At 42.9% G+C, this 22,037-nt stretch carries 24 protein-coding genes and 2 tRNA genes; 19 read left to right on the top strand and 7 right to left on the bottom strand.

From position 1 onward, the window contains the following. Nucleotides 1-12 precede the first annotated feature (12 nt). A complete protein-coding gene (locus M2R47_RS04950; RefSeq protein WP_249099795.1) occupies nt 13-501 on the top strand; it encodes a YajQ family cyclic di-GMP-binding protein in 489 nt (162 codons plus the stop codon). A gap of 175 nt (nt 502-676) precedes the next feature. Then, a tRNA-Glu gene (locus M2R47_RS04945) sits at nt 677-752 on the top strand. A 112-nt stretch (nt 753-864) separates the two neighbouring features. On the opposite strand, the gene queF is transcribed toward M2R47_RS04945, so the two are convergent. The 4 genes from queF to M2R47_RS04925 all read right to left on the bottom strand — a co-directional run bounded on the left by queF (nt 865) and on the right by M2R47_RS04925 (nt 4,306). Then, nucleotides 865-1,716 carry an NADPH-dependent 7-cyano-7-deazaguanine reductase QueF gene (gene queF / locus M2R47_RS04940; RefSeq protein WP_249099792.1) on the bottom strand — a complete coding sequence of 284 codons (852 nt, stop codon included), beginning with the start codon at nt 1,714-1,716 and terminating at the stop codon, nt 865-867. A gap of 92 nt (nt 1,717-1,808) precedes the next feature. Beyond that, entirely contained in the window at nt 1,809-2,576 is a 768-nt protein-coding gene (locus tag M2R47_RS04935) for an ABC transporter permease (protein ID WP_249099789.1), read from the bottom strand. Then, a complete protein-coding gene (locus M2R47_RS04930) occupies nt 2,573-3,553 on the bottom strand; it encodes an ABC transporter ATP-binding protein (protein WP_249099787.1) in 981 nt (326 codons plus the stop codon). Before M2R47_RS04930 ends, M2R47_RS04935 begins: the two co-directional genes overlap by 4 nt. 168 nt (nt 3,554-3,721) lie before the next feature. Next, the gene (locus M2R47_RS04925; RefSeq protein WP_249099785.1) at nt 3,722-4,306 is read right to left on the bottom strand and encodes a c-type cytochrome; all 585 of its coding nucleotides are present in this window, start codon (nt 4,304-4,306) and stop codon (nt 3,722-3,724) included. A 242-nt stretch (nt 4,307-4,548) separates the two neighbouring features. Here M2R47_RS04925 and M2R47_RS04920 point away from each other — a divergent pair. From M2R47_RS04920 to M2R47_RS04850, 15 genes are all read left to right on the top strand, one after another. After that, nucleotides 4,549-4,625, top strand: a tRNA-Arg gene (locus M2R47_RS04920). Nucleotides 4,626-4,785: 160 nt separating this feature from the next. Beyond that, nucleotides 4,786-6,114 (top strand): tyrosine-type recombinase/integrase, encoded by a 1,329-nt coding sequence (locus M2R47_RS04915; protein WP_249099781.1) that lies wholly within the window; start codon nt 4,786-4,788, stop codon nt 6,112-6,114. 233 nt (nt 6,115-6,347) lie between these two features. Then, nucleotides 6,348-6,617, top strand: a complete 270-nt coding sequence (locus tag M2R47_RS04910; protein ID WP_249099779.1) for a hypothetical protein — start codon at nt 6,348-6,350, stop codon at nt 6,615-6,617. A gap of 501 nt (nt 6,618-7,118) precedes the next feature. Then, nucleotides 7,119-7,388, top strand: coding sequence for a type II toxin-antitoxin system TacA family antitoxin (locus tag M2R47_RS04905; protein ID WP_036364985.1), 270 nt, complete (start codon nt 7,119-7,121; stop codon nt 7,386-7,388). After that, complete coding sequence (locus M2R47_RS04900; RefSeq protein ID WP_036364981.1) at nt 7,375-7,857, top strand: GNAT family N-acetyltransferase; 483 nt, start codon at nt 7,375-7,377, stop codon at nt 7,855-7,857. The genes M2R47_RS04905 and M2R47_RS04900 overlap by 14 nt, the downstream gene beginning before the upstream one ends. A gap of 107 nt (nt 7,858-7,964) precedes the next feature. After that, nucleotides 7,965-8,936, top strand: a complete 972-nt coding sequence (locus M2R47_RS04895; protein WP_249099776.1) for a hypothetical protein — start codon at nt 7,965-7,967, stop codon at nt 8,934-8,936. Between the two features lie 158 nt (nt 8,937-9,094). Continuing rightward, nucleotides 9,095-9,364, top strand: a complete 270-nt coding sequence (locus M2R47_RS04890) for a helix-turn-helix transcriptional regulator (protein WP_249099773.1) — start codon at nt 9,095-9,097, stop codon at nt 9,362-9,364. A 26-nt stretch (nt 9,365-9,390) separates the two neighbouring features. Further along, the gene (locus M2R47_RS04885) at nt 9,391-9,756 is read left to right on the top strand and encodes a helix-turn-helix domain-containing protein (RefSeq protein WP_249099769.1); all 366 of its coding nucleotides are present in this window, start codon (nt 9,391-9,393) and stop codon (nt 9,754-9,756) included. A gap of 3 nt (nt 9,757-9,759) precedes the next feature. Next, nucleotides 9,760-10,176 carry a hypothetical protein gene (locus M2R47_RS04880; RefSeq protein ID WP_249099766.1) on the top strand — a complete coding sequence of 139 codons (417 nt, stop codon included), beginning with the start codon at nt 9,760-9,762 and terminating at the stop codon, nt 10,174-10,176. Nucleotides 10,177-10,250: 74 nt separating this feature from the next. Next, the gene (locus tag M2R47_RS04875; protein ID WP_249099763.1) at nt 10,251-10,430 is read left to right on the top strand and encodes a hypothetical protein; all 180 of its coding nucleotides are present in this window, start codon (nt 10,251-10,253) and stop codon (nt 10,428-10,430) included. Between the two features lie 62 nt (nt 10,431-10,492). After that, nucleotides 10,493-11,431: a hypothetical protein gene (locus tag M2R47_RS04870; RefSeq protein ID WP_249099760.1), complete on the top strand. Its 939-nt coding sequence runs from the start codon at nt 10,493-10,495 to the stop codon at nt 11,429-11,431. Continuing rightward, nucleotides 11,428-11,706, top strand: a complete 279-nt coding sequence (locus M2R47_RS04865; RefSeq protein ID WP_249099757.1) for a hypothetical protein — start codon at nt 11,428-11,430, stop codon at nt 11,704-11,706. Before M2R47_RS04870 ends, M2R47_RS04865 begins: the two co-directional genes overlap by 4 nt. 17 nt (nt 11,707-11,723) lie before the next feature. Continuing rightward, the gene (locus M2R47_RS04860) at nt 11,724-12,074 is read left to right on the top strand and encodes a hypothetical protein (protein ID WP_249099754.1); all 351 of its coding nucleotides are present in this window, start codon (nt 11,724-11,726) and stop codon (nt 12,072-12,074) included. Between the two features lie 39 nt (nt 12,075-12,113). Then, on the top strand, nt 12,114-12,749 hold the full coding sequence (locus M2R47_RS04855; RefSeq protein WP_249099752.1) for a CHC2 zinc finger domain-containing protein: 636 nt from the start codon (nt 12,114-12,116) through the stop codon (nt 12,747-12,749). Nucleotides 12,750-12,902: 153 nt separating this feature from the next. Beyond that, nucleotides 12,903-15,086, top strand: coding sequence for a DUF3987 domain-containing protein (locus M2R47_RS04850; protein WP_249099749.1), 2,184 nt, complete (start codon nt 12,903-12,905; stop codon nt 15,084-15,086). 481 nt (nt 15,087-15,567) lie between these two features. On the opposite strand, the gene M2R47_RS04845 is transcribed toward M2R47_RS04850, so the two are convergent. Further along, nucleotides 15,568-15,777, bottom strand: a complete 210-nt coding sequence (locus M2R47_RS04845) for a hypothetical protein (RefSeq protein ID WP_249099746.1) — start codon at nt 15,775-15,777, stop codon at nt 15,568-15,570. A gap of 623 nt (nt 15,778-16,400) precedes the next feature. Further along, the gene (gene guaB / locus M2R47_RS04840) at nt 16,401-17,873 is read right to left on the bottom strand and encodes an IMP dehydrogenase (protein ID WP_249099743.1); all 1,473 of its coding nucleotides are present in this window, start codon (nt 17,871-17,873) and stop codon (nt 16,401-16,403) included. Nucleotides 17,874-18,108: 235 nt separating this feature from the next. Between guaB and M2R47_RS04835 the strand changes: the two genes are divergently transcribed. Both M2R47_RS04835 and M2R47_RS04830 read left to right on the top strand, forming a co-directional pair. Continuing rightward, nucleotides 18,109-18,948, top strand: coding sequence for a DsbC family protein (locus tag M2R47_RS04835; protein ID WP_249099741.1), 840 nt, complete (start codon nt 18,109-18,111; stop codon nt 18,946-18,948). Between the two features lie 146 nt (nt 18,949-19,094). After that, nucleotides 19,095-20,399 carry a homoserine dehydrogenase gene (locus M2R47_RS04830; RefSeq protein WP_249099740.1) on the top strand — a complete coding sequence of 435 codons (1,305 nt, stop codon included), beginning with the start codon at nt 19,095-19,097 and terminating at the stop codon, nt 20,397-20,399. Nucleotides 20,400-20,492: 93 nt separating this feature from the next. Here the strand turns inward: M2R47_RS04830 and cysS are convergent, their stop codons facing one another. Beyond that, nucleotides 20,493-21,932 carry a cysteine--tRNA ligase gene (gene cysS, locus M2R47_RS04825; RefSeq protein WP_249099738.1) on the bottom strand — a complete coding sequence of 480 codons (1,440 nt, stop codon included), beginning with the start codon at nt 21,930-21,932 and terminating at the stop codon, nt 20,493-20,495. Between the last annotated feature and the right edge of the window lie 105 nt (nt 21,933-22,037).

Here is a 22,037-nt window from a genome sequence, read left to right as displayed (position 1 = left end):
AGGAGAAAAAACATGCCTTCATTTGACATCGTCTCAGAACTCAATGTCCAAGAAGTGCGTAATGCCATCGGCAATACCGACAAAGAAATCGCCACTCGCTTTGATTTTAAAGGCAGCGATATTACTGTTGAGTTAAACGAAAAAAACAAAACCGTCTGCATCACTTGCGATAACGAATTGCAAGCAGATAATGTCTATGCCATTTTTGAAAAACAACTCATCAAGCGAGGTGTGGATCTACAATCATTAGACCCACAAGACAAATTTCAGTCAGGCAAACACACCAAACAAATCATCAACCTAAAAGATGGCTTGGACAGCGACACCGCCAAAAAAATCAGCAAAGCCATCAAAGAATCCGACCTAAAAGTATCCGCCAGCATTCAAGGCGATAAAATTCGTGTTTCCGACAAGAAAAAAGACAATCTGCAAGCCTGCATGGGATTTTTAAAGGAAAAGTCTTTTGGTGTGCCACTGCAATTTAACAATTTCAAAGATTGATTATAAATTTTTTAATTCATAATCAATGACTTACAAAATATTTTAAATTTCATTAAAATATTTTCTTGACGATTTTAAATTGTTTGTTATAATAGCCCCACTTTTTGGAAATACGGTGAAAGCGTTCAAAAAGTGGGTAAGGCAGTTTCATACATTTTCGTCTTACAAACCCTGCGCTCCATTCGTCTAGAGGCCTAGGACATCGCCCTTTCACGGCGGTAACAGGGGTTCGAATCCCCTATGGAGTGCCAATATTTCAAAAAAACAGCTCTTATACTATTTTAAGAGCTGTTTTTTATTCATCAAATGATTAAAAAACCGCTTATCTAATAGAAAATAAGCGGTTTTTTAATCAAAATCAAGCTACTGACGCACCAATCGCCCAATTTCACCAACCTGCATACCAAACACTCGTACAGGATTGATATCGATTCCTCCTCGTCTGGTATAGTTGGCAGACACTCTTAAAGCGTTCGGTTTAAAATGCACCATCAAATCCGCAAAGATTCGCTCCACACACTGCTCATGAAAGCCGTTATGTTGCCTAAATGACAAAACATATCTCAACACCTGACCATGATCCACCTCATGGGGGCTGGTCATATGAATCTGTAAAGTTCCCCAGTCAGGCTGATTGGTGACAGGACAATTTGAACGCAATAAATGACTATAAAACTGATGGGTTTTCAGATCGCATTTTTTGGCATTTTTTAAAAAAGACACATCAACATCATCGGTCAAATGAACAGCATCGCTTTGGTGATTGAGTACCTCATCGATACATATCCCAACAGGCTTGACGATGGTAAGTTCGTCGCTACCAAGCGATATGATTTGGGCTTGTACTGGCATACCAACACAAGCCGACAGATCCTGTTCAATGGTGTGTTGCACTGCTTGAACATCATCAAATTTGGTAAAGTTTAGACCATTTAGGTATAACTTTAAAGATTTGGATTCTACGATATTTGGCGAATTGGCAGGAATGATGAAGCGTGCCATTGCCACTTGGGACACCCCAAGGGCATTCAACCAAGAGATTTCAAAAGCCTGCCAAACATCAATGCCTTGCACCAAAGACAGATCAAACCCAGATTTTTCAAGGACATCATTTCTACCAATGCTCCGTGAGATGGGGAATAAAATGCTGGGGTCATAAGTCTTTGGGTAACTGGTAACTTCACCAAGCACGCCCAAATGTTCGGTCGTATTCATTTAATTTTCCTTTTAGAATTGCTACAAAAATCAGACGACTCAAAGCAAGCAATCACACAAATCAGCATCGCATCATGCCTGCATTCAGATGATCAGATACGAATGCGTCTGCCATCTTTGAGTATCCAGTAAGCAATGGCATAAAGCACCACACAAAACACCAAAATCGCCATCAATGAATACCCAACATCAACATCAGAATGCCCCAAGATGCCATAACGAAAGGCATTGACCATATAAACAATTGGGTTTAATAACGACACATTCTGCCAAAATTCAGACAGATTTTCCAATGAATAAAAGACACCCCCCAAATAAGTCAAGGGTGTCAAGATGAAGCTTGGCACGATGGAAATGTCATCAAACGAGCGAGCAAATACCGCATTGATGAACCCCCCTAATGAGAACAATACCGAAGTACCAATGATGGTCATGAACATGATCATAAAGTGAGCAATGCCCAATTGAGTAAAAAATAAAGCCACCATGCTCACAATCAAGGCAATCGATAATCCACGAAACACCCCACCACCAACATAACCCAATAATATGCCATGTTTCGAGATTGGCGACACCAGCATTTCATCAATATTTCCATGAAATTTGGTGCTAAAAAATGATGAAACAACATTCGAGTAGCTGTTGGTGATGACCGCCATCATGATGAGACCTGGCACGATGAACTGCATGTAACTCACTCCGCCCATGTTACCAACACGACTGCCAATCATCTGCCCAAAAATGACAAAATACAGCGTCATGGTAATCACAGGCGGTAAAAGCGTCTGCGGCCAAATGCGTAATATTCGCTTAATTTCTCTAGATAATAAAGTATGAAAGGCGACCAATTGAGCATTCATGAATATTCTCCACCATCTTTTTTGAGGCTGCTTGCTGCATGTGTTTCGTCATGAAAATGACTGTCCACCACTTTCATGAACAACTCTTCTAAACGATTGGCTTTATTTCTCATGCTAAGCACTGAAATGTTTAACGCATTTAGACAGGCAAATACGGCGTTAAGATGTTGTTCTTTATTCAGTGTGATTTCTAAGGTTTTATTATCCACCAAATTGGCATCGGTTACCGCATCAAACTTTGGTAATGTCAACAGTTCATCTTTCAAATCAAAGACGAAAGTTTCAAGCGACAGTTGTGTCAGTAATGATCTCATCTTTGTATTAATCAATATCTCACCTTGATTTAAGATGGCAACATATTTGCACAGCTGTTCAGCTTCTTCTAGATAGTGCGTCGTCAGAATGATTGTGGTTTTTTCTTCACGATTAATCTTTTGTATGAATTCCCACATGGAACGACGAAGCTCAATATCCACGCCTGCGGTTGGCTCATCAAGTATCAAAAGGCGTGGTCGGTGCATCAAGGCACGGGCAATCATCAAGCGGCGTTTCATGCCACCAGACAACGCTCGAGATTTGACATCTCTCTTATCCCACAGCCCCAGCTCTTTTAATAAAAATTCAGCACGAGGCAGTGCTTGTGCACGCTTAATACCATAATAGCCAGCCTGCGTTACCAATATGTCGATACACTTCTCAAACTGATTAAAGTTAAATTCTTGGGGGACAACGCCCAAATACGATTTGGCGAGGCTTGGGTTTTTATGCAAATCAACACCAAAAATCTCAACCTTGCCCTCTGTGGGTGCAAAAAGCGAGCTGATGATGCCAATCATCGTGGACTTTCCTGCTCCATTCGCCCCCAACAGTGCAAAAAACTCACCCTCTGGGACAGACAAATCCACGCCTTTTAACGCAGTAAAGCCATTGTTATAGGTCTTTTTTAAACGAGAGATTCGTAATGCTGGTATGGTCATGGTATGCTTAGTCAAGTGATTGAAAAATGATGCTCTTTAATGTCAATATGATTGGCTTTGAACCAACGATTATTGAAATGGTCATTTAGGTTTTTTGATGTCAGTTGGTATAAAAACAACAAACAGCCTAAGCAGCATCCCACCTAAGCCGTTTGAGATTAAATAGAGTTATTGGCTTTGTGAAATGATGTAATCAACCGCGTTTTTCACCTCATCATCAGAGATGTCAGCACCACCACGGGCAGGCATTGCGTTAAAGCCATTGATGGCGTGATTGTACAAGGTCGCCTTACCTTTGGCGATGCGTGGCACCCAATCAGCCGTACCAAATTTTGGTGCCCCAACCAAGCCTGCATCATGACAAGTAGCACAAATCGCCTTATATAACATATCACCTGGACGAGCCTCACCCTCTACCGCAGGGGCTAATACAGTGATGTTGATGTCGCACTCTTCGCCATCAAAGCACACTTTGCCATAAGGAGCGATGCGAGAGATGAGCTTTGGGTGCAAGGCGATGAGTTTTTTAACCTGATCGCTGTCCTCTGGCACATCTTGTTTTGCCTGTTCGGTGGCTGCATCTGTCTTGTTCTTATCATCTGCTGTGTTGGGTGTCGTTTCAGCAGTCATGACCTCGCCACCCTTTACAGCATCCTCGGTAGATTTGGCTGCCTCTTCTGCTTGACTTGTTATGGTAAAAATCGCCAGTGTAGCGGCAACAGATAACATTAAGATTCTTTTCATTGTCATCATCTCGTCTTAGCCTTGAGCATGAACTCTGGGGTAATTGGGCAATTCATACAACCATGCCCAAACGAATAAAATTTCTCCTTACTATTATAAAGGAAAAAAGGGGTGAAAAGCCATGTTTTTTATGCAATATCTCCATAAATTGGTAAAATTTTAGTAATATTTTTAAAATTTAATGACTTTTTGGGTTCATGGCTGGTATTTTGGCACAAAAATTGGTAAAATTCACGCTATTCATCAATTTTGCACCTATAGCTCAGTTGGATAGAGTGTCAGCCTCCGAAGCTGAAGGTCGTGGGTTCGATTCCCGCTAGGTGCGCCACATAACATTCCTATAGGGTTCAAATCAGTATTTGAACCCTTTTATTTTAAAGGGTTTTATTGGTTTTGTTGTCCTATGTCGTCCGTATAAAACCGTTTAAATCCACGAAAAAAACTGGTATATTTACTGGTATAAAATTTAATACAGGAAATATACCAGTATGAGCCTTACAGATACCGCCATTAAAAAACTAAAACCGTCCGAAAAATGCAAACCGAACCGACCAGATAAATATGCTGACGCTGGTGGGCTTTGGCTGTATGTGAGAAATACAGGGAATAAAGTATTTATGGCGGTTTATCGCTACATGGGCAAGCAACATGAAATCACTTTGGGCAAATATCCAGCCATGAGCCTAAGCCATGCACGAAGTGAAAATCTAAAAATCAGAGAATTACTAGAACAAGGCAAAAACCCAAAAGACATCATCAAAGCTGAAAAAGCCAAAAAGGATAATCAGACTTCTTTTGATTTTTTCGCGCAAAAATGGCTACATCATCAAAAAAATAATGTTAGTATCAAAACCTATGAACGAGATTTAAGCATTTATAACAATCATATCAAAAGAGCGTTTGGCACAAAGGACATTCACGCTGTTAATCTGACCGACATTTTAACACTGACAGAAAACCTAACCAATCAAGGGGCTACATATACCGCAAGGCGTATCATCGGACAACTCAACAGCATTTATAGCTTTGTTGTACTCAAACAATTAACGCCAAACCTATATAACCCCATTCCAAGAAACATCAGACGCACCATCACACACAAAGAAATCAAATACGCACGAATTAAAATACAAGAATTACCCAAACTCATGCTAGACATCGACACCGCCAACATTGAACCCATGACCCGTTACGGCTTTTATCTGCTGGCTTATACTTTTGTACGAACTGGCGAACTGCTAGGCATGACATGGCAAGAAATCGACCTAAATGCCAAAGTTTGGCGAATACCAGCCCACCGCATGAAAAACGGCTTACCCCACATCGTCCCACTTGCCCCGCAAGTGATAGAGATACTACAGAAAATTAAATCTTTTGGCTTTGATAGTGATTATGTGCTGTATAGCAACCGAAGCAAGACAGGCGCAATGAGTGAAAACGCCTTTACAACCGCATTAAAACGCATGGGCTATCAAGGCAAAATGACTGGACACGGCTTTCGTGGATTGGCAAGTACCAGCCTTTATGAAATGCAGTACAACCCCAAAGCCATTGAGTTGCAACTAGCCCATATCAGCAGAGATAAAACCGAACGGGCGTACAATGACGCTGAAATGCTACCCAGACGCATTCAAATGATGAACGACTGGGCAAATATCGTTGATGAAGTCCGACAAAGCGACTTCAAAACCTACCAAAACCGCCTAACTGCTGACACCAGCACCGACCAGCTTACCCTATTTTTAGAACGCTTGAATAAAGAAAAAGCCAGCCATGCACCAAACACACAACCGCTGGAAATCCAAGCCATGCAATAAAAACCGCCACGCCTGCAAGCCCAAATGATTAAAAATACAAATCAAAAGGGAATATTTATTTTAAAGAATATATGTAATGTTATAATATAACAAAAAAAGTGCAAAAATTTGTGCCAGTACCAGCTAATTCAAACAAAAAACCACCCAAAAAAATATATAAAAAAATAAAAATAATATTTTTTATATATATTTATCCTTTTGCCGTTTGCCGTCTTTGATTTTTTTATGTACCGTTGGTTTTTGGTTTTTCCGTTCGTGCTTATTCGGTGTTTTTGCCAGCTTTGGCGGTGTTGTTTTTTATGGGCTTGCCACGCCTGCAATTTTTTATATGTTATGATATAACTTTTCATTTCCCAGCCATTCCAGCCATTCCAGCCATTCCAGCCATTCCAGCCATTCCAGCCATTCCAGCCATTCCAGCCATTCCAGCCATTCCAGCCATTCCGACCGAACCGCCAGCAGGCGTGAGCGTGAGCCGTGTAACCAATCTTGCCCAAAGCTGACCTATTTTTACCCTAATTGGCATTGTCGTGGTTCGCTGATGGGGCTTGCGTGCTTGTTTTTGATACTCATATATCTGCATCATTTGATGACAAAATTAAAAAACACACCCTAAAAGTCTGCTAAGTTTGCTAAGTTATTCAAAAAAAGCCCTGTAAGCCTTACGCCATAAGGGTTAAAAACTTTCCACCCATTTGCTAAGTTTTGCTAAGTTATTATAAATTTTACCCCAAACACCATAAAAACCAGCATAACCATGACTACACTAAACACATTCAATCCCTTTATTGACAAGGCCTTGCGGTGTTTTACCATCATGATTGAATAACTTAGCAGGGGTGCGAATAACTTAGCAGACATGGGAATAACTTAGCAGGGGGTTAATTTGTTGGTTGTCATCTTTAAATTTTGGCGTTTTTTAAACATGAGGGCGTGTTATGTTGATGATATAAACATATCTATGTTATCATGTACATAATACAGACATACAAGGAAATAAACCGATGCAAGCAACCGAACGCATAAATTTACGCACCACCGCCCACGCCAAAGCCATCATAGAAAAAGCAAGCCAACAATTAGGCGTAAGTATGAGCTATTTTATTTTGGATTGTGCTTATCAAAAGGCAAGCCAAACCATCAAAGATAATTCCCAAATTGCCCTAAATAGCGATGATTGGCAAAGAGCCATTGACCGCCTAGACGAACCAGCCAGCCCCACGCCTGCCATGCAAGCATTATTTGACAGGGGTTTTGTCAATGTTGATAGCTAAACTTGCCAAAGAACATGACAAAAGCGGTTTTGATTGTGAGAATGAAGCCTTAAACCGTTTTATCAGACAGCAGGCGAGCCAGCTATTAAAACGCCATGAAACAGTAATTTATGGGGCGGTTGATGGCGAACGCCTTGCAGGGTTTTATACTTTGTCAGCGTGCCAGATTATGCAATCAGACGATACAGAGTTATTAAAACGCCAAAGCCCGCACAGTCCCATAGGGTGCGTACTTTTGGGACGGCTGGCGGTGGATAAAGCGTACAAGGGGCGTAGATTGGGTGCTGACCTATTGCTACACGCCATGCAGACGGCTAAAAAACTATCACAGATGATGGGGCTTGCTTATGTGATTGTGGACGCTAAAGACGACACCGCCAAAGCCTTTTATGAGCGTTTTGGGTTCGTGGAGCTAAGCCAGCACCCTTTGCGGTTATGCTATGCGATTAAAGATATTCCGAATTTTTAATAAACCCTTTTGCAGGCTAGGAGTAGCTACCGAACGGCGGTTATTTTTCATACCTTAGACCGCCCCGCCTGCACTCTTTTTTTGGTTAAGGTATGGTAAGGTATGAGATGGGATTGCTAGATGTGGTATTAAACCCCTTAAAGGATTATGTCAGCTTACCCGACTTGCTGTTATTGATTGGCGAAAATACACAAAACCCCTTGTATGATATTTGCCTTTATTTGCAGTCGGTAAAATTTGGCGAAGCAGTAACCCCCTACAAAATCAATCAAGATTTTGCATTGTACGAGTGCAAAGACTTTATCAAAAACATGGACGGCTTGAATGCTGTTTCAAGTATTATTGATGACATTGCCAATCATCTGAAACAAGATGAAAGTGATAGAAAATTGGTTGTTCAAAGTTTGATGGGACTAAATGAGATTTGTGGTTGGCAAGAACACATTAAACGCTACTTTTATCAGGAATGGCAAAAAGAATACTATTTCAAGCGACAAGATTTATTGGCATTTAAACCACTTGCAAAATGCCTAGAGCTGAATTTTGCCATGCAGGAGGAGTACAGGGAAATCGCACGGCTAAGAAGGCAATTACAGCAGGTGTTAGATGGGCGTTATTTATCCAGCCTTATATCGCAAAATGACCGCCTAAGAAAAGAAAACGAGACGCTACAAGCCAAACTACAACCCAACATCAAAAAATATGGCACGCTTAGCGAACAACTAGAACAACAAACCCAAACCGAGACCATCAGCGAACTACAAAACCGTATAGCAGAGCTTGAAAGCCAGCTTGCTAGTCAGTCAGAGAATGGCACGCCTGCTAGTGAGCCATATTTTGATAAAGATGATATTTATACTTATCCACCTGAATTAGATATGGCGGTTCGGATATGGCACGAGATTTACCGAACTGATAATATGCCAAAGCATTTTACAAATCATAGTGAGAAATTTACGCAGGCGTGTAGAAATTTAAGGTTCAATTTTACCGAAAGTGCAATAAAAAACCGCCTGCAAAAGGTAACCACACCCCAAAGCCAAAAAAACAAAACCAAAAATAAAAATAGCTTAAATTAAATAAAATCAATCACTTATCAAAGGGTAACCCTTCAAGGGTAACCCTTTTTTTCTATGTTACCCTTTGCGGTTACCCATACCCCACCCCCTAAAATACACCCATGCACCGCCTAGTAGTGCTACAGCCCAAATCGGACAACTAAAAAAAGGCGTATTTTATGACCCCAAAAACCCAATCTCCCAAACCCACCCCCTGCGACACCTTCCCGCGTCAAGGCATCAGCAGAATTAAAACCGTGTGCATGATGACAGGATTGGCCAAATCCACGATTTACGCATGGGTAAAAGCTGGTAAATTTCCAGCACCCATTAAGTTATCCCCCACAATGACCGCATGGCGTAACAGCGATATTTTGGATTGGATTAACCGCCTAGAAACGGTTGATGACTATCCAGCCATTTCACAGACCACCAGCACCAAACAATAACCAGCACCCAACATAGGAGCGAAACCATGCTACCCATTTCCCATAATCAAAAAAGCCATCAAGCCATACAGGTACTACAAGCCATGCTAGACGGCGTGGAAGTACATATCAAGTACGCCATTAACACGATGAACATAGCCAGCTTGTCAGCCCGTATCGCAGAGCTAAAAAAGATGGGTTTTGTCATTGATTGGCGTTGGCAAAATAGCCCAAACTCACGCTATAAAGTCTATTTCATCAAAGATAAGACCACCGCCAAACAGCGTTATCAAGAAATCCTAGACGGAACGGCAAGCATTTATCAAGTTGTCGCACAAGCACGAACGGCAAAACCAAAAACCACCAAACCAAAAACCAAACGCCAAAACAACGGCAAACCACAAGGAAAATGAAAAATGACACAATCTAACAAATTTACCCTAAAGCAAGCCCACGCAATACTGAAGCTATTACCCAACCATGACAGCACTTATAAAAACTATGATAAATTGCAGTCGTTTTATCATGATAGCTTTCGTGGGCAATATCCCGAACTTAGAGAAAAAGGCGAAAGATTACTATCAAGCCTTGTCGTCTTTTTGAATGAGCTGTATCGCACCACCGAGCTAATCAGCTACAAAATTCGCCACGCTGAAGAGAGCGGTAAAACACGCATTTCGCTAACAGATGCTGAATATTCAAGAGTTTTGCACATTAAAGATTGGCATTTAGGCAATATTCAAGGCGTGGTTAATCCGTCAATACTACTAGGTGGTTTGCTACCAGCATTAACACAAGATGAATTTGATGCCATTTGGGGGTTAATCCGATAAACCAAAATCAACTTGCAGGCGTGAGCCGTGCGACCAAACCGCCACCCCTGCAATCTTAATCAATAGGAACGGCAATGACCCAATACGAAAAAGACAAGCTTAGATATTTCATCAAACGAGCTTATGACAAGCTAGACAAACACACCGCCCACGCTGATTACTTCAAGGCATACGCCCACGCTGTTTTAAGAGCGGATACGCTACAAGCTGGTTTGGAGCAACTGCAAGCAAACAAAACGCCCCTAATGAATTAGGAGCGAATTTAAGAGAAAAGCAAATGAGAAATACAGATTTTAACCACATCAGAGATTATAACATGAAAGAAATTTCATTAAAACAAGAATTGATTAAAAATATTTCACTTGCCAAAAATGCAGGCGTGAAATATGATGAGCCTCTCTCTCAAAATGCAAAAGCCGTTACGCCAAACGGTTTAAATTGGCTTTTTTTACGCCCAAACACCGCCAAAGCTGGCATTGGTATAAGCGTAAGCCCATCATATACGCAAACTTTGCCCATGCTGGCAAATTTTCGCCCCTTTATGGTGTGGTTGATATTACAAAATAAGCCTATTGGCGAATATGTAAAGCGGTTTCTTTTGCAACCGAGAGTGAGACCACACCGCCCATTTTTAGGGCTTTTAACTCAAAATGCAAAAGGAGCGTCAATCATGACAGCATTTCTTACTGGCATTCTAGCCAAAAATTCCCTTGCAAAATCGCACGGTTTAGGCAATAATACCGCTACTACTAAAATACAAGCGGTAAAGCCAAACCGTCATTCATTGGCTATTTTTACGCCTACTGTTAGCAATAACAGCACCACAGGCGTAAATGCGTCATTACAAGATAAGCACGCCCCATCATGGATAATCCGTGCTTTATCATCAGTTTTTGGCGGGTTGATAGGGGTAAATACAAAACCGAAAGGAAATAGCCCCAGCCGTCTTGTATCGGTAGTTGAGACCTGCCACCCTATTTACGGGGTGGTATCACTAACTAAAAATACAGGAACTTCCACCATGAATAATACCGTTATTCATCATTCCCTAACCGTCCTGGCTGACGAATACCACCGCCACACCCAGCTACACGCTGACAATCCCTATGCAGGGCATGCAGACCGTGCAAACGCCATCTACAACGCCATGCACGCCCTAAATGAGCTTCACGCCATCAAAAGCACCCAAAGCACCACCCAAAAACCAAACCGCCTAAAAACAGCGTTAAATCGCATTGTAGGGGGTGCAAGATGATTAAATTTGCACTGACTACACCAGCCAACGCCAACGCCGTGTATATTTGCCCACCATGCAACCAAACCACGCCATACACCAGCCAAGCGATAGCATTCAAAGACATTCAGCCGTTTTTACCGTCTGCTTGTGTGTTTGGCAATGGCAAAGATAAGCACCTTGTCATCACTTGCCAGCATTTTGACGAGCTGGGGCAAGCCATCAAGTACGCCCAAAGTATCGCAGACGACGAAAGCGTCAGCGTCGCCATCAAAACCATCACAGAGCAATTTTAATCTAAGGGGAAAGTATCATGAATGTAGTTATCAACACTGGCACAACCGCCAATCTCAACCAAACCACCAGCAACACCAACACCCAAAATATCGGACATGAACGCCTAGCACCAAGCATTGGCTTATCCGTGAATGATGTTGAGTGTTCAGCAGATGAATTCAATCTGGCATCTACAAATTTTTGTTTGTTATCCGAAGCGGTAGAGCTACTCAAAAAGCATAGAGATAACAAATCAGACTTTAACATTCTATGCGAGATAATCCAGCAGGCGTGCTACAACATGGCAAATAACGCTGAACGCAACAAAAAAGACCTGCTGGCACTGCTACCAATGGCACGCCAGCCAAATCACAACAAACCAGCCTAACCCAAGGCACGACACCCAAAAAAAGCCGTTTATCTGATTTTGGGTAAATGGCTTTTATTGTCTGCATTGTCGTCTGATGGCTGGATTATCAAGCTGGCGACCGAACCGCCAGCACCAGCCCAAATACTGATTAAGCAAATGATTAAAATTATCTCAATGGAAGTTATCATGACAAACGCCCGCGACTTATTAAACCGCCCATTATTTGCCAAAAATGCCTTTTTTCACAAAACGCCATTTTCAAGCCAGCACACACCAAACCATCATAACAACGCCACATACGCCCATAATGCACCAAACAGCCCCAGCATGGGTAAACATACCAACCATGCCACTAAAACGCCAAACAGACATCATACAGGCGAAAATAGAGCGGTTGGCAAGCATGGCAAACAGACAACCCAAAATTATCCCATGCAATTTGACACCGACAACAAGCCTGACCCAGTCAGCTTTTACGCACTCTATGGCATTGCCCTAAAAGGCAAGCAAACCAATGTTAAATGCGTATTTCACAGCGACAAAACACCCAGCCTAAGTATCAATGCTGATACAGGGGCGTTTTATTGCTTTGGTTGTGGTGCGTCTGGCGGTGATGTGCTGGATTTTTACCAGCGGTATCATGGTGTGGATTTTTTGACCGCTTGCCACGAGCTGAATTTATCGCAGTATTAGACAAATATGGCGAAAATAGAGCGGTTCACAGTAATTCGGAGTATTTCGGAGTAATACCACACCAAAAACCGCCCACATTTTCCCAAAGTTTGCCAATATTTGCCCATTTTTTTTAAAACCATAGAGAAAAAACGACAAAATAGAGACTAGCAAATGAGCCAATTGAATTACACTGGCACAATGCCACCGCCAAAGTATCCGAGCTTTGACAATCAAAACCGCCATTTTATCCAGCTTTTGACAAATTTTCTAATCGGAGCTGACAAAGAGCTTGCCCAAAACGGCTACACGCCTGCACACCTGACCGCCATTTATCATTATTGCGATAAAGACGGCAATTTATTGTATTTTAAGCCTAGATTTGACAAGGACGGCAAAAAATGGATTAAGCCGTGCTGGTATGATGGCAATCGCTGTTATCTAGGCGAACCGACCAAAGGCGAACACGCCCGTTATTCGCCCAAAGCCAAACCGCTGTATCTATTGCCAAATTTGGTGAACGCCCACCCTAATCAAGTGGTGTATTTTGTGGAAGGGGAAAAGTGTGCAAGTGCGTTAAACCGTTTGGGCTTTGTCGTAACCACCGCTGGAGCATCTAGCAGTACCAATACCACCGATTTAACGCCCCTTATTGGGCGTAGCGTGCGATTATGGCGTGATTATGACACGGCTGGCAAGAAATGGCTAGACGACATGGCGAACGCCTTAGATGGGCTTAAAATCGCTTTTGATGTGGTTGATGTGGATAGCATGGCAAAGCAAACACCGCTTAGCCCATCAGACGACGCACACGACCACATCACACGGCTAGAAAATGCACAAGCTGGCACGCTAGACATTTACCAAAACATTCAAAATTTACCGCTTATCGCTGGCACGGCATACCTAAAAGCAATGCACGCCCCAAAATCGGTAAATAGTACCGCCCCTGCCAAAGATGGGGATAATGACAAATGGGGTAAGATGGTTGCGTTTGATGAAGTTAAAAACATTGAAACGCCATTCCCAGTAACTGCCTTTCCACCCCTACTTGCCAAAGTCGTTGAAAAAACCGCCTATTATCAGCAAGTCCCCTTGTCTATGGCTGGCTTTGGTGTGTTGGGTGCGTTAAGTCATATTGGACAAGGATTTATTGACGCACCTTATATCAACAGCGACTACAACCCAGCCAGCCTATTTTTGGTGGTGCAGGGCGAAAGTGGGAGCGGTAAAACTCAAACCATCAAAATTACTCATAAAGCTATTTTGGATTTTGAACGGAGCGAATACGAGACCTACAAAGATGATAAGCGAATGTATGATAACGAATTATCCAGCAAAAGCAAAAAAGAAATCAAAGCCTTTCACGAACAAAACCACAAGCCAGCAGACCCACGCAGTATGTTTGGTAGTGGGAGCGTTCAAAAAGTCATGCAAGGCTTTACTGATGGCAATTACCAAAACGCCAGCTACACCGCTGACGAAGGGGCGAACCTGCTGGACGGTGCAAGCCTAAAAGCTGAAACAGCAGGTTCAAGCATTGGTGCGATTTGTGATATTTATAGTAAGGGTATCGCAGAGCGTATCACAATAAGCAATACAGGCAATCAAATAGCGTACGGCGTGCGTTTGACGCTGTTTTTATGTGGGCAAGATGTGGCATTAAAGCCAGCACTAAACAATCCACGCCTAACCCAACAAGGGCTATTGCCACGCTGTTTATTTGCCTTTCCCCCTGACAACAGAGGTAATAGAACGCTAATTACCGAAAATTTTATCAATGATGAAGTTTTGCAAGAATACTGGAAAATTTGCCATAACTTTTTATCCTTGCCACCTGAACAAGGCAAACGAAAACAGCTGGCATGGCAAGCACAGGCATTGAAGCTGGCACAAAGCTACTGGCAAAAGGTAGAAAACAGCCAACAAAAAGGCGGTATCAACCATAATGCCAAAGCCTATGCCAGCCGTATGGTTGAGAATGCCAGCCGCATTGCGTCATTGTTCGCTTGGTTTAATGGTAAAAATGCCATTGGCATTGACGACATACAAGGTGCTATGGAGATTGTGGAGTATTCCGCCAGCGAACGCAGACGCTATGATGACATTGCCACCGACATTACAGACGCTGAAAAGCTGTTACAATGGCTGGTTAAAAAAGCCAAAGAGACAGGACAAGATAAGTTTTATTTGTCATATCTACAAACGAGCGTAACACCCCAGCATTTACGAATTAAACAAACACTAGAAACAGCATTGGAATTGTTAAGCGATAACAATTATATCTATCTGGACACCGAGACCACCAACCGCCGTCCAAAGCGTGTGATAGAGCTAAACCCAGCATTATTAAATTAATGTTAGTAAAACAGGCTTATCATACAAGCAATAAAAACAACAAGAGTGAGCGTTCGCCCTTGTTGTTTTTTTATCGGTGCTTTGTTTGAATATAGCAACCACCAAAGCATACAGCACGCAAACACCAGCCCTACCGCCCAGATATAGCCATCATCAATGATCATCACCAGCACCGACCGAACCGACCGCCAGCACCGAACAGCAGGCGTGAACCGTGCGACCGTGCTAGCCCTGCTAAGTTATTCATATATCTGCTAAGTTATTCCCAACCCTGCTAAGTTATTCAATTATGATGGCAAAACACCGCAAAGCCTTGTCAATAAAGGGATTGCTAGTGTTTGGTGTAGTCATGGTTATGCTGGTTTTTATGGTATTTGGGGTAAACTTTCCAATAACTTAGCAAAACTTAGCAAATGGGTGGAAAGTTTTTAACCCTTATGGCGTAAGGCTTACAAGGCTTTTTTTGAATAACTTAGCAAACTTAGCAGACTTTTAGGGGTGTATTTTTAAATTTATCCTTGTAAAGGTGTGGTTGTGTTGATGATAAAAACCAGCACGCAAACACCAGCCCCACCGCCCAGATATAGCCATCAACAAAGATAAGCACCAGCACCGACCGAACCGACCACCAGCACCGAACCGCCCCAGCATGGGCAAGCATAATACTTTTTCCGTGTGGGTAAAATTCCATAGGGGTATACCCACCACCGAAACCAGTCGAGGGGGTGTGCAAAAAATGCCAAACATCACACCATCGGACACCACGCCCCCTCTCACGCATAAAAAAAATTCTGTTCTGAAAAAAAAACTCCAAAAAGATGGAGAAAGTAGGGTATGTAACAAAGTTACATAAAATTACATAAAACCGCCCTTATTTACGCCAATTTTCGCACGCCTGCATGATGTGGTAAAAATAGGGTAAAATGGTAAAAATAGGGGGTTACTTTGAAAAAAACTGGTATATTTACTGGTATAAACAAAATTTAATACAAAATAATTATTTAAATATCAATAACTTATGTGTTTTGTGTGATGCCCGCTAGGTGCGCCACATAACATTCCTATAGGGTTCAAATCAGTATTTGAACCCTTTTATTTTAAAGGGTTTTATTGGTTTTGTTGTCCTATGTCGTCCGTATAAAACCATTGAAACTCTCAAAAAAACTCACCACTTTCTTTTTTCACCATTCAAAATCATGTCCACAGGCTGACAAAACCGACCATCAAAACTCATTCTTGACTTAAAAAACCACTTTCTCACAAATAAAAAAAATCACTTAAAATGGTTAAGTGATTTTTTTGGGGCGTTTAGGGTCAGTTTTGACGATAGTTCGGTGCTTCTTTAGTGATTTGCACATCATGGACATGGGATTCTTTCATGCCAGCTGAGGTTACTTTTACAAAAGTGGTGTTTTTTCGCATCTCTTCAATGGTCTGACACCCTGTATATCCCATTGATGACTTTAACCCACCGACCAACTGACCAATGATGGCATTGACAGGCCCTTTATAGGGCACACGACCTTCGATGCCCTCTGGTACCAATTTTTCCACCCCTTCTTTGGCATCTTGGAAATATCGGTCTGACGAACCGTTTTGACCACTCATCGCACCCAGTGAACCCATGCCACGATAAGCCTTATAGTAGCGGCCTTGGAATAGCTCAACTTCGCCAGGAGCCTCTTCGGTACCAGCCAACAAGCTGCCCACCATGATGCACGACGCACCAGCTGCGATGGCTTTTGCCATATCGCCAGAAAAACGAATGCCACCATCAGCAATGAGTGGAATGCGATCTTGTAATGCTGTAGCCACATTGTCAATCGCACTGATCTGAGGCACGCCAATGCCTGCAATGATACGAGTGGTGCAAATCGATCCTGGACCGATGCCCACTTTTACCGCATTGGCACCTGCATCCATCAACGCAAGTGCTGCATCGCCTGTGGCAATATTACCACCGATGACTTGCATGTTTGGATAATTCTTTTTAATCCATGCCACACGATCAATCACGCCCTTAGAATGACCGTGAGCAGTATCCACGATGATCACATCAACATCTGCCGCCGCCAAGGCTTCCACACGAGCTTCAGTATCAGCACCTGTGCCAACAGCTGCACCCACACGCAGACGACCTTTATCATCCTTGCATGCATTTGGATTATTTTCTGCTTTGGTAAAGTCATTAACAGTAATCAATCCTTTGAGATGAAAATCATCGTCAATCACCACCACCTTTTCAATGCGATGTTCATGCAACAACGCCTTGATGGTCTCTTGTGGCGTGCCTTCTTTGACAGTAACCAGCTTGTTCTTTGGAGTCATGACATTCGCCACTGGTTGATCCAAATTTGTCTCAAAGCGTAAATCACGGTGTGTTACAATACCTACTACCTTATCCGTACCGCGTTCAATCACAGGCACGCCACTGATTTTGTGTTCACGAGTGATGCGAAGCAATTCGCCCACGGTAATATCTGGATGGACCGTTACAGGATCGGCCACAGTGCCTGCTTCGAATTTTTTGACATGGCGAACACGACTTGCTTGGTGTTCAATGCTCATGTTTTTATGAATGATACCAAGACCACCCAGTTGTGCCATTGATATCGCCATCTTAGATTCTGTTACCGTATCCATGGCGGCTGAGATGATGGGTAGGTTTAGGTTGATGTCGGTGGTTAGACGAGTGGTGAGATTGGCTTGTTTTGGAAGGACTTCTGAATAGGCTGGCAACAGCAGCACATCATCAAAAGTAAGAGCGTCATAAGCAATGCGTAGCATAGGTCATTTCCTTAGAGATTGCCCTACTCATGACCACTGAAAAAGGCTAGCAGTCAGTTAAAGGCAGGTTATGAAATAACGCTGTATTGTATCAAAATTCATCTTGCCAAATCAAGAATTTTTTGTTGTATTTTCCATACATTAATTAAAATTTTAGTAGCATTATTCATCAATCTTTGGCATAATTGTTAGATTTTAAACACATAAATCAACTTGAAATAAATATTCGGTATTTATGATGAAACATCTTAATTTTTTCTCAATGGCAAGTCTGCACATCAATAAAACACACAAGCCGATGACATGGATTGCCGTGGTGGCTTTATTCATCGGCTTAACCGCTTGCAATGACAACTCTCAAACCACACCACCACCCAAAAAACAAAGTGTGGCGATTGAGCATGGTCGATCAGACAGTCAAGTGATTCAAAATTTACAGCACAACCTTGACAAATCCAACATCGATCTGACCGCCATCTCTGCCACGCCCACCGCAATGAATGGCATATACTGGGTAATGTTTGAAGAAGCGGCTCCAATGTTTAGTGATGAAAAAGGCGAATACCTTATCCAAGGTCAGATTGTCAGCTTGAGTGGCGAACACCCTGTTGATATCACAACGGCATTGCAATCCAAACTTGCCAAAGAATTACTTGAGAAAGTCGACACCTCTCAGATGATCATCTACCCTGCCATGGGCGAACGCTTGGCATCGGTTTATGTGTTTTTTGATCCAACTTGCCATTACTGCCAAAAACTACACGGCCAAATCAAAGACATCAATGCCAAAGGCATCGAAGTACGCTATTTGGCATGGCCTAGAAGCGATAAAATCACGCCACTTACCGAAGCCATTTGGTGCAGTCAAGACCGTAAAGAAGCCCTTGACCGTGCCAAAAACGGTGAGAAAATCACCGCTCCAGCATGCGACAATCCTGTTGCCCAACAGCTTGAATTGGGTCGGCGAATCGGTGTCAGTGGCACGCCTGCCATCTTTACCGAATCTGGTGTACAAATTGGCGGATATTTGCCAGCAGACGAACTTGCCAAACTGGCTATTGACTATCGACAATAACAGCAACTGCCATACAGGCTAAGAGCATTGTCAAAAAAATTCATGAAATCTTATGAAAAATCCTGACAAGTTGATTAAGTTGTGCTAAGTTAGGCATCACAAATTTTTAATAAACTCCTATTCAACACAAAACTCCGAGAACAACCGTGAATAAATCCATCAATCTTGCTGTATTAGGTCTTGGCACCGTGGGTACTGGTGTGGTCAATCTGCTCAAAGACAACACAGAAGAATTGGCTCGCCGTAGCGGACACATCATCAACATCACTCATGTTGGTACGCGTCGCCATCGCACCGATATTGACCCCGCCATTAACCAAAGCGATGATTTGCTTGCGATTGCCGCTGCTGACGATGTTGATATTGTCATAGAAGTCATCGGCGGTACCGATGTCGCCAAAGAAGTCATCATGCACGCCATCCGTCACAAAAAACATGTTGTTACCGCCAATAAAGCCTTATTGGCCAAATATGGCAATGAGATTTTTGCTTTGGCAGATGAAAATGGCGTGCAAGTTCGCTATGAAGCGGCGGTAGCTGGTGGCATTCCCATCATCAAGGCCATTCGTGAAGCCTTAGCCGCCAACAAGATTGACTGGCTGGCTGGCATCATTAATGGCACTGGCAACTTCATCATGACAGAAATGCAAACCAAAAATCGCAAGTTTGGTGAAGTGTTGGCGGAAGCCCAAGCATTGGGTTATGCTGAAGCAGATCCGACTTTTGATGTTGAAGGCATAGATGCAGCGCATAAATTATCCCTGCTAGCGTCTATTGCCTTTGGCATTCCGATTCAATTTGACAAAGTATACTGTGAAGGCATTACCAAGGTAAGCTTACAAGATGTCGTCTATGCCAACGAGCTGGGCTATAACATCAAACATTTGGGGCTAGCGATTCGCCGTGAGCATGGCTTTGAGTTGCGCGTCCACCCAACCTTGATTCCAAATACCACATTGCTTGCTAATGTTCATGGTGTCAAAAACGCTGTGATGGTTGATGCCCACCCATTAGGACAGTCGTTATATTACGGCGACGGGGCTGGGGCTGGGGCGACCGCTTCTGCAGTCATGGCAGATGTGATGGATTTGATCTATGTCATCACCGCTGCCACACCAAGCGATGTGCCGCACTTGGCATTTGTCCCAGAGGAGCTGTCAGATACTCGCATTCTGCCAAGTGATGAGATGACCTGTGGTTACTATTTGCGTTTGACAGTCAAAGATGAGCTGGGAGTGCTGGCTGATGCCACGCGTATTTTGAGTGATAATGGAATCAATATTGATGCCATCTTACAAAGAGATGCACACAAATCAGGGTTGGTGCCAGTCATCATATTAACCCTGCCTGTACTAGAAAAGCAAATGAATGCCGCCATCAAACAAATCCAACAGCTTAGCTGTGTTACCGAACCTGTGGTACGCATTCGCCTAGAAAGCCTGGACGAATGACATGCCCCACACTCAGTCATCTGATGAAACAAAGAACGGCTTGGTAGTTTACTAAAAAAAGAGCATGGTTCATGCTCTTTTTTTAGTAGGCAATCAGATGCGTCGCCAAGTCGTTCCTGCACGACTGTCTTCCAACTCTACGCCCTGCTGTTTTAATTCATGACGAATCTCATCAGCACGAGCGAAATCCTTACTGGCTTTGGCTTGGGCACGCTTAGCTATCAATGCCTCAATCGCTTCTACCGTCAATGCCTCATCATCCAGGCTTGCTTGCAAAAACTCACTGGCAGACACCATCAGCAAGCCCAAATTACTTGCCAATGTCTTTAACAGCGTGCCATATTGCATGACACCAAGATCATCACCGACTTTCATCGCTTTATTAATCTCGCCTGCCACCGCAAACAAGACACTCACTGCCTTTGGTGTATTAAAATCATCATTCATCGCATTGACAAAGTCATCTGCATAAGGCTGGGCAAACGCCATGGTTACGATGTCATGATCTACAACAATCTCGCCCACACTTTCAGCAGATTTTAACGCATGGTATAAACGACTGATCGCAACATGGCTGTCATTCAATGCACCGTCAGAGAAATTGACCTGACTGCGATAATGACTAGATAGGATAAAAAACCTAACCGTCTCACCATGAAATTTGGCAAGCACTTCTTTGATGGTAGAAAAGTTCCCCAAAGACTTACTCATTTTTTCGCCATCAACATTGATAAAGCCGACATGCAGCCAATGATTGGCATAAGTCTTACCTGTACATGCTTCTGATTGTGCGATTTCATTCTCATGGTGGGGAAATTGCAAATCATGCCCACCGCCATGAATGTCAAAAGTTTCACCAAGACAACGACCACTCATCGCTGAACATTCAATATGCCAACCAGGACGACCACTACCCCAAGGACTTTCCCAAGCAGGCTCACCTACCTTGGCACGCTTCCACAGCACAAAATCAAAAGGATTGGATTTGTCATCTGCCACATGCACACGGTTTCCTGCACGCATCTCCTCAAGGTTTCTTTTGGACAGTTTGCCATAATCTTTAAAACTGTCCACGGCATAATACACATCACCACCTTTGGTGTAGGCATGATTGGTGTCCATCAGCTTGGCAATGATGCGTTGCATGTCATCGATGTGTTCTGTCGCCTTTGGCTCTATGTTAGGACGAAGACAGCCCAAGCGATCTGCATCTTCGTGCATGGCAGCGATGAATCGTGTCGTCAACTCACCGATTGACTCGCCATTTTCGTTAGCACGATTGATGATTTTGTCATCAATATCAGTAATATTTCGCACATAATTCACCACAAACCCCAATGATGATAAATGACGATAAATCACATCAAAAGCCACCATCACCCGTGCATGACCGATATGGCAATGGTCGTATACAGTCATGCCACAGACATACATACCTACCTCACCTGTCTTTATTGGTATGAACTGTCGTTTACTGGCAGTCAAAGTATCATACATTGTTAGGTTGTTCTGATGATTGGCAAACATACTCATGGCAACACACTCATATCAAAATATCAATAAATCAAATGCACTATCATACCGAAAATCCGCCAAAAATACCATCAATTTTCCACATCACTCCCTCAAGTAGCACGC

The sequence above is a fragment of the Moraxella oculi genome (assembly GCF_023336735.1).
In the GTDB taxonomy this organism is placed as follows: Bacteria; Pseudomonadota; Gammaproteobacteria; order Pseudomonadales; family Moraxellaceae; genus Moraxella; species Moraxella oculi.
This window is presented reverse-complemented; position numbering and strand designations above follow the sequence as displayed.

What these genes read in the sequence shown, in the direction of transcription:
- cysS (WP_249099738.1), bottom strand. Translation starts at nt 21,932, where the DNA reads ATGAGTATGTTTGCCAATCATCAGAACAACCTAACAATGTATGATACT.
- M2R47_RS04905 (WP_036364985.1), top strand. Translation starts at nt 7,119, where the DNA reads ATGCAAGCAACCGAACGCATAAATTTACGCACCACCGCCCACGCCAAA.
- M2R47_RS04900 (WP_036364981.1), top strand. Translation starts at nt 7,375, where the DNA reads ATGTTGATAGCTAAACTTGCCAAAGAACATGACAAAAGCGGTTTTGAT.
- M2R47_RS04915 (WP_249099781.1), top strand. Translation starts at nt 4,786, where the DNA reads ATGAGCCTTACAGATACCGCCATTAAAAAACTAAAACCGTCCGAAAAA.
- M2R47_RS04890 (WP_249099773.1), top strand. Translation starts at nt 9,095, where the DNA reads ATGACCCCAAAAACCCAATCTCCCAAACCCACCCCCTGCGACACCTTC.
- M2R47_RS04875 (WP_249099763.1), top strand. Translation starts at nt 10,251, where the DNA reads ATGACCCAATACGAAAAAGACAAGCTTAGATATTTCATCAAACGAGCT.
- M2R47_RS04870 (WP_249099760.1), top strand. Translation starts at nt 10,493, where the DNA reads ATGAAAGAAATTTCATTAAAACAAGAATTGATTAAAAATATTTCACTT.
- M2R47_RS04850 (WP_249099749.1), top strand. Translation starts at nt 12,903, where the DNA reads ATGAGCCAATTGAATTACACTGGCACAATGCCACCGCCAAAGTATCCG.
- queF (WP_249099792.1), bottom strand. Translation starts at nt 1,716, where the DNA reads ATGAATACGACCGAACATTTGGGCGTGCTTGGTGAAGTTACCAGTTAC.
- M2R47_RS04880 (WP_249099766.1), top strand. Translation starts at nt 9,760, where the DNA reads ATGACACAATCTAACAAATTTACCCTAAAGCAAGCCCACGCAATACTG.
- M2R47_RS04935 (WP_249099789.1), bottom strand. Translation starts at nt 2,576, where the DNA reads ATGAATGCTCAATTGGTCGCCTTTCATACTTTATTATCTAGAGAAATT.
- M2R47_RS04835 (WP_249099741.1), top strand. Translation starts at nt 18,109, where the DNA reads ATGATGAAACATCTTAATTTTTTCTCAATGGCAAGTCTGCACATCAAT.
- M2R47_RS04925 (WP_249099785.1), bottom strand. Translation starts at nt 4,306, where the DNA reads ATGATGACAATGAAAAGAATCTTAATGTTATCTGTTGCCGCTACACTG.
- M2R47_RS04930 (WP_249099787.1), bottom strand. Translation starts at nt 3,553, where the DNA reads ATGACCATACCAGCATTACGAATCTCTCGTTTAAAAAAGACCTATAAC.
- M2R47_RS04895 (WP_249099776.1), top strand. Translation starts at nt 7,965, where the DNA reads ATGGGATTGCTAGATGTGGTATTAAACCCCTTAAAGGATTATGTCAGC.
- M2R47_RS04845 (WP_249099746.1), bottom strand. Translation starts at nt 15,777, where the DNA reads ATGGAATTTTACCCACACGGAAAAAGTATTATGCTTGCCCATGCTGGG.
- M2R47_RS04860 (WP_249099754.1), top strand. Translation starts at nt 11,724, where the DNA reads ATGAATGTAGTTATCAACACTGGCACAACCGCCAATCTCAACCAAACC.
- M2R47_RS04885 (WP_249099769.1), top strand. Translation starts at nt 9,391, where the DNA reads ATGCTACCCATTTCCCATAATCAAAAAAGCCATCAAGCCATACAGGTA.
- M2R47_RS04950 (WP_249099795.1), top strand. Translation starts at nt 13, where the DNA reads ATGCCTTCATTTGACATCGTCTCAGAACTCAATGTCCAAGAAGTGCGT.
- guaB (WP_249099743.1), bottom strand. Translation starts at nt 17,873, where the DNA reads ATGCTACGCATTGCTTATGACGCTCTTACTTTTGATGATGTGCTGCTG.
- M2R47_RS04865 (WP_249099757.1), top strand. Translation starts at nt 11,428, where the DNA reads ATGATTAAATTTGCACTGACTACACCAGCCAACGCCAACGCCGTGTAT.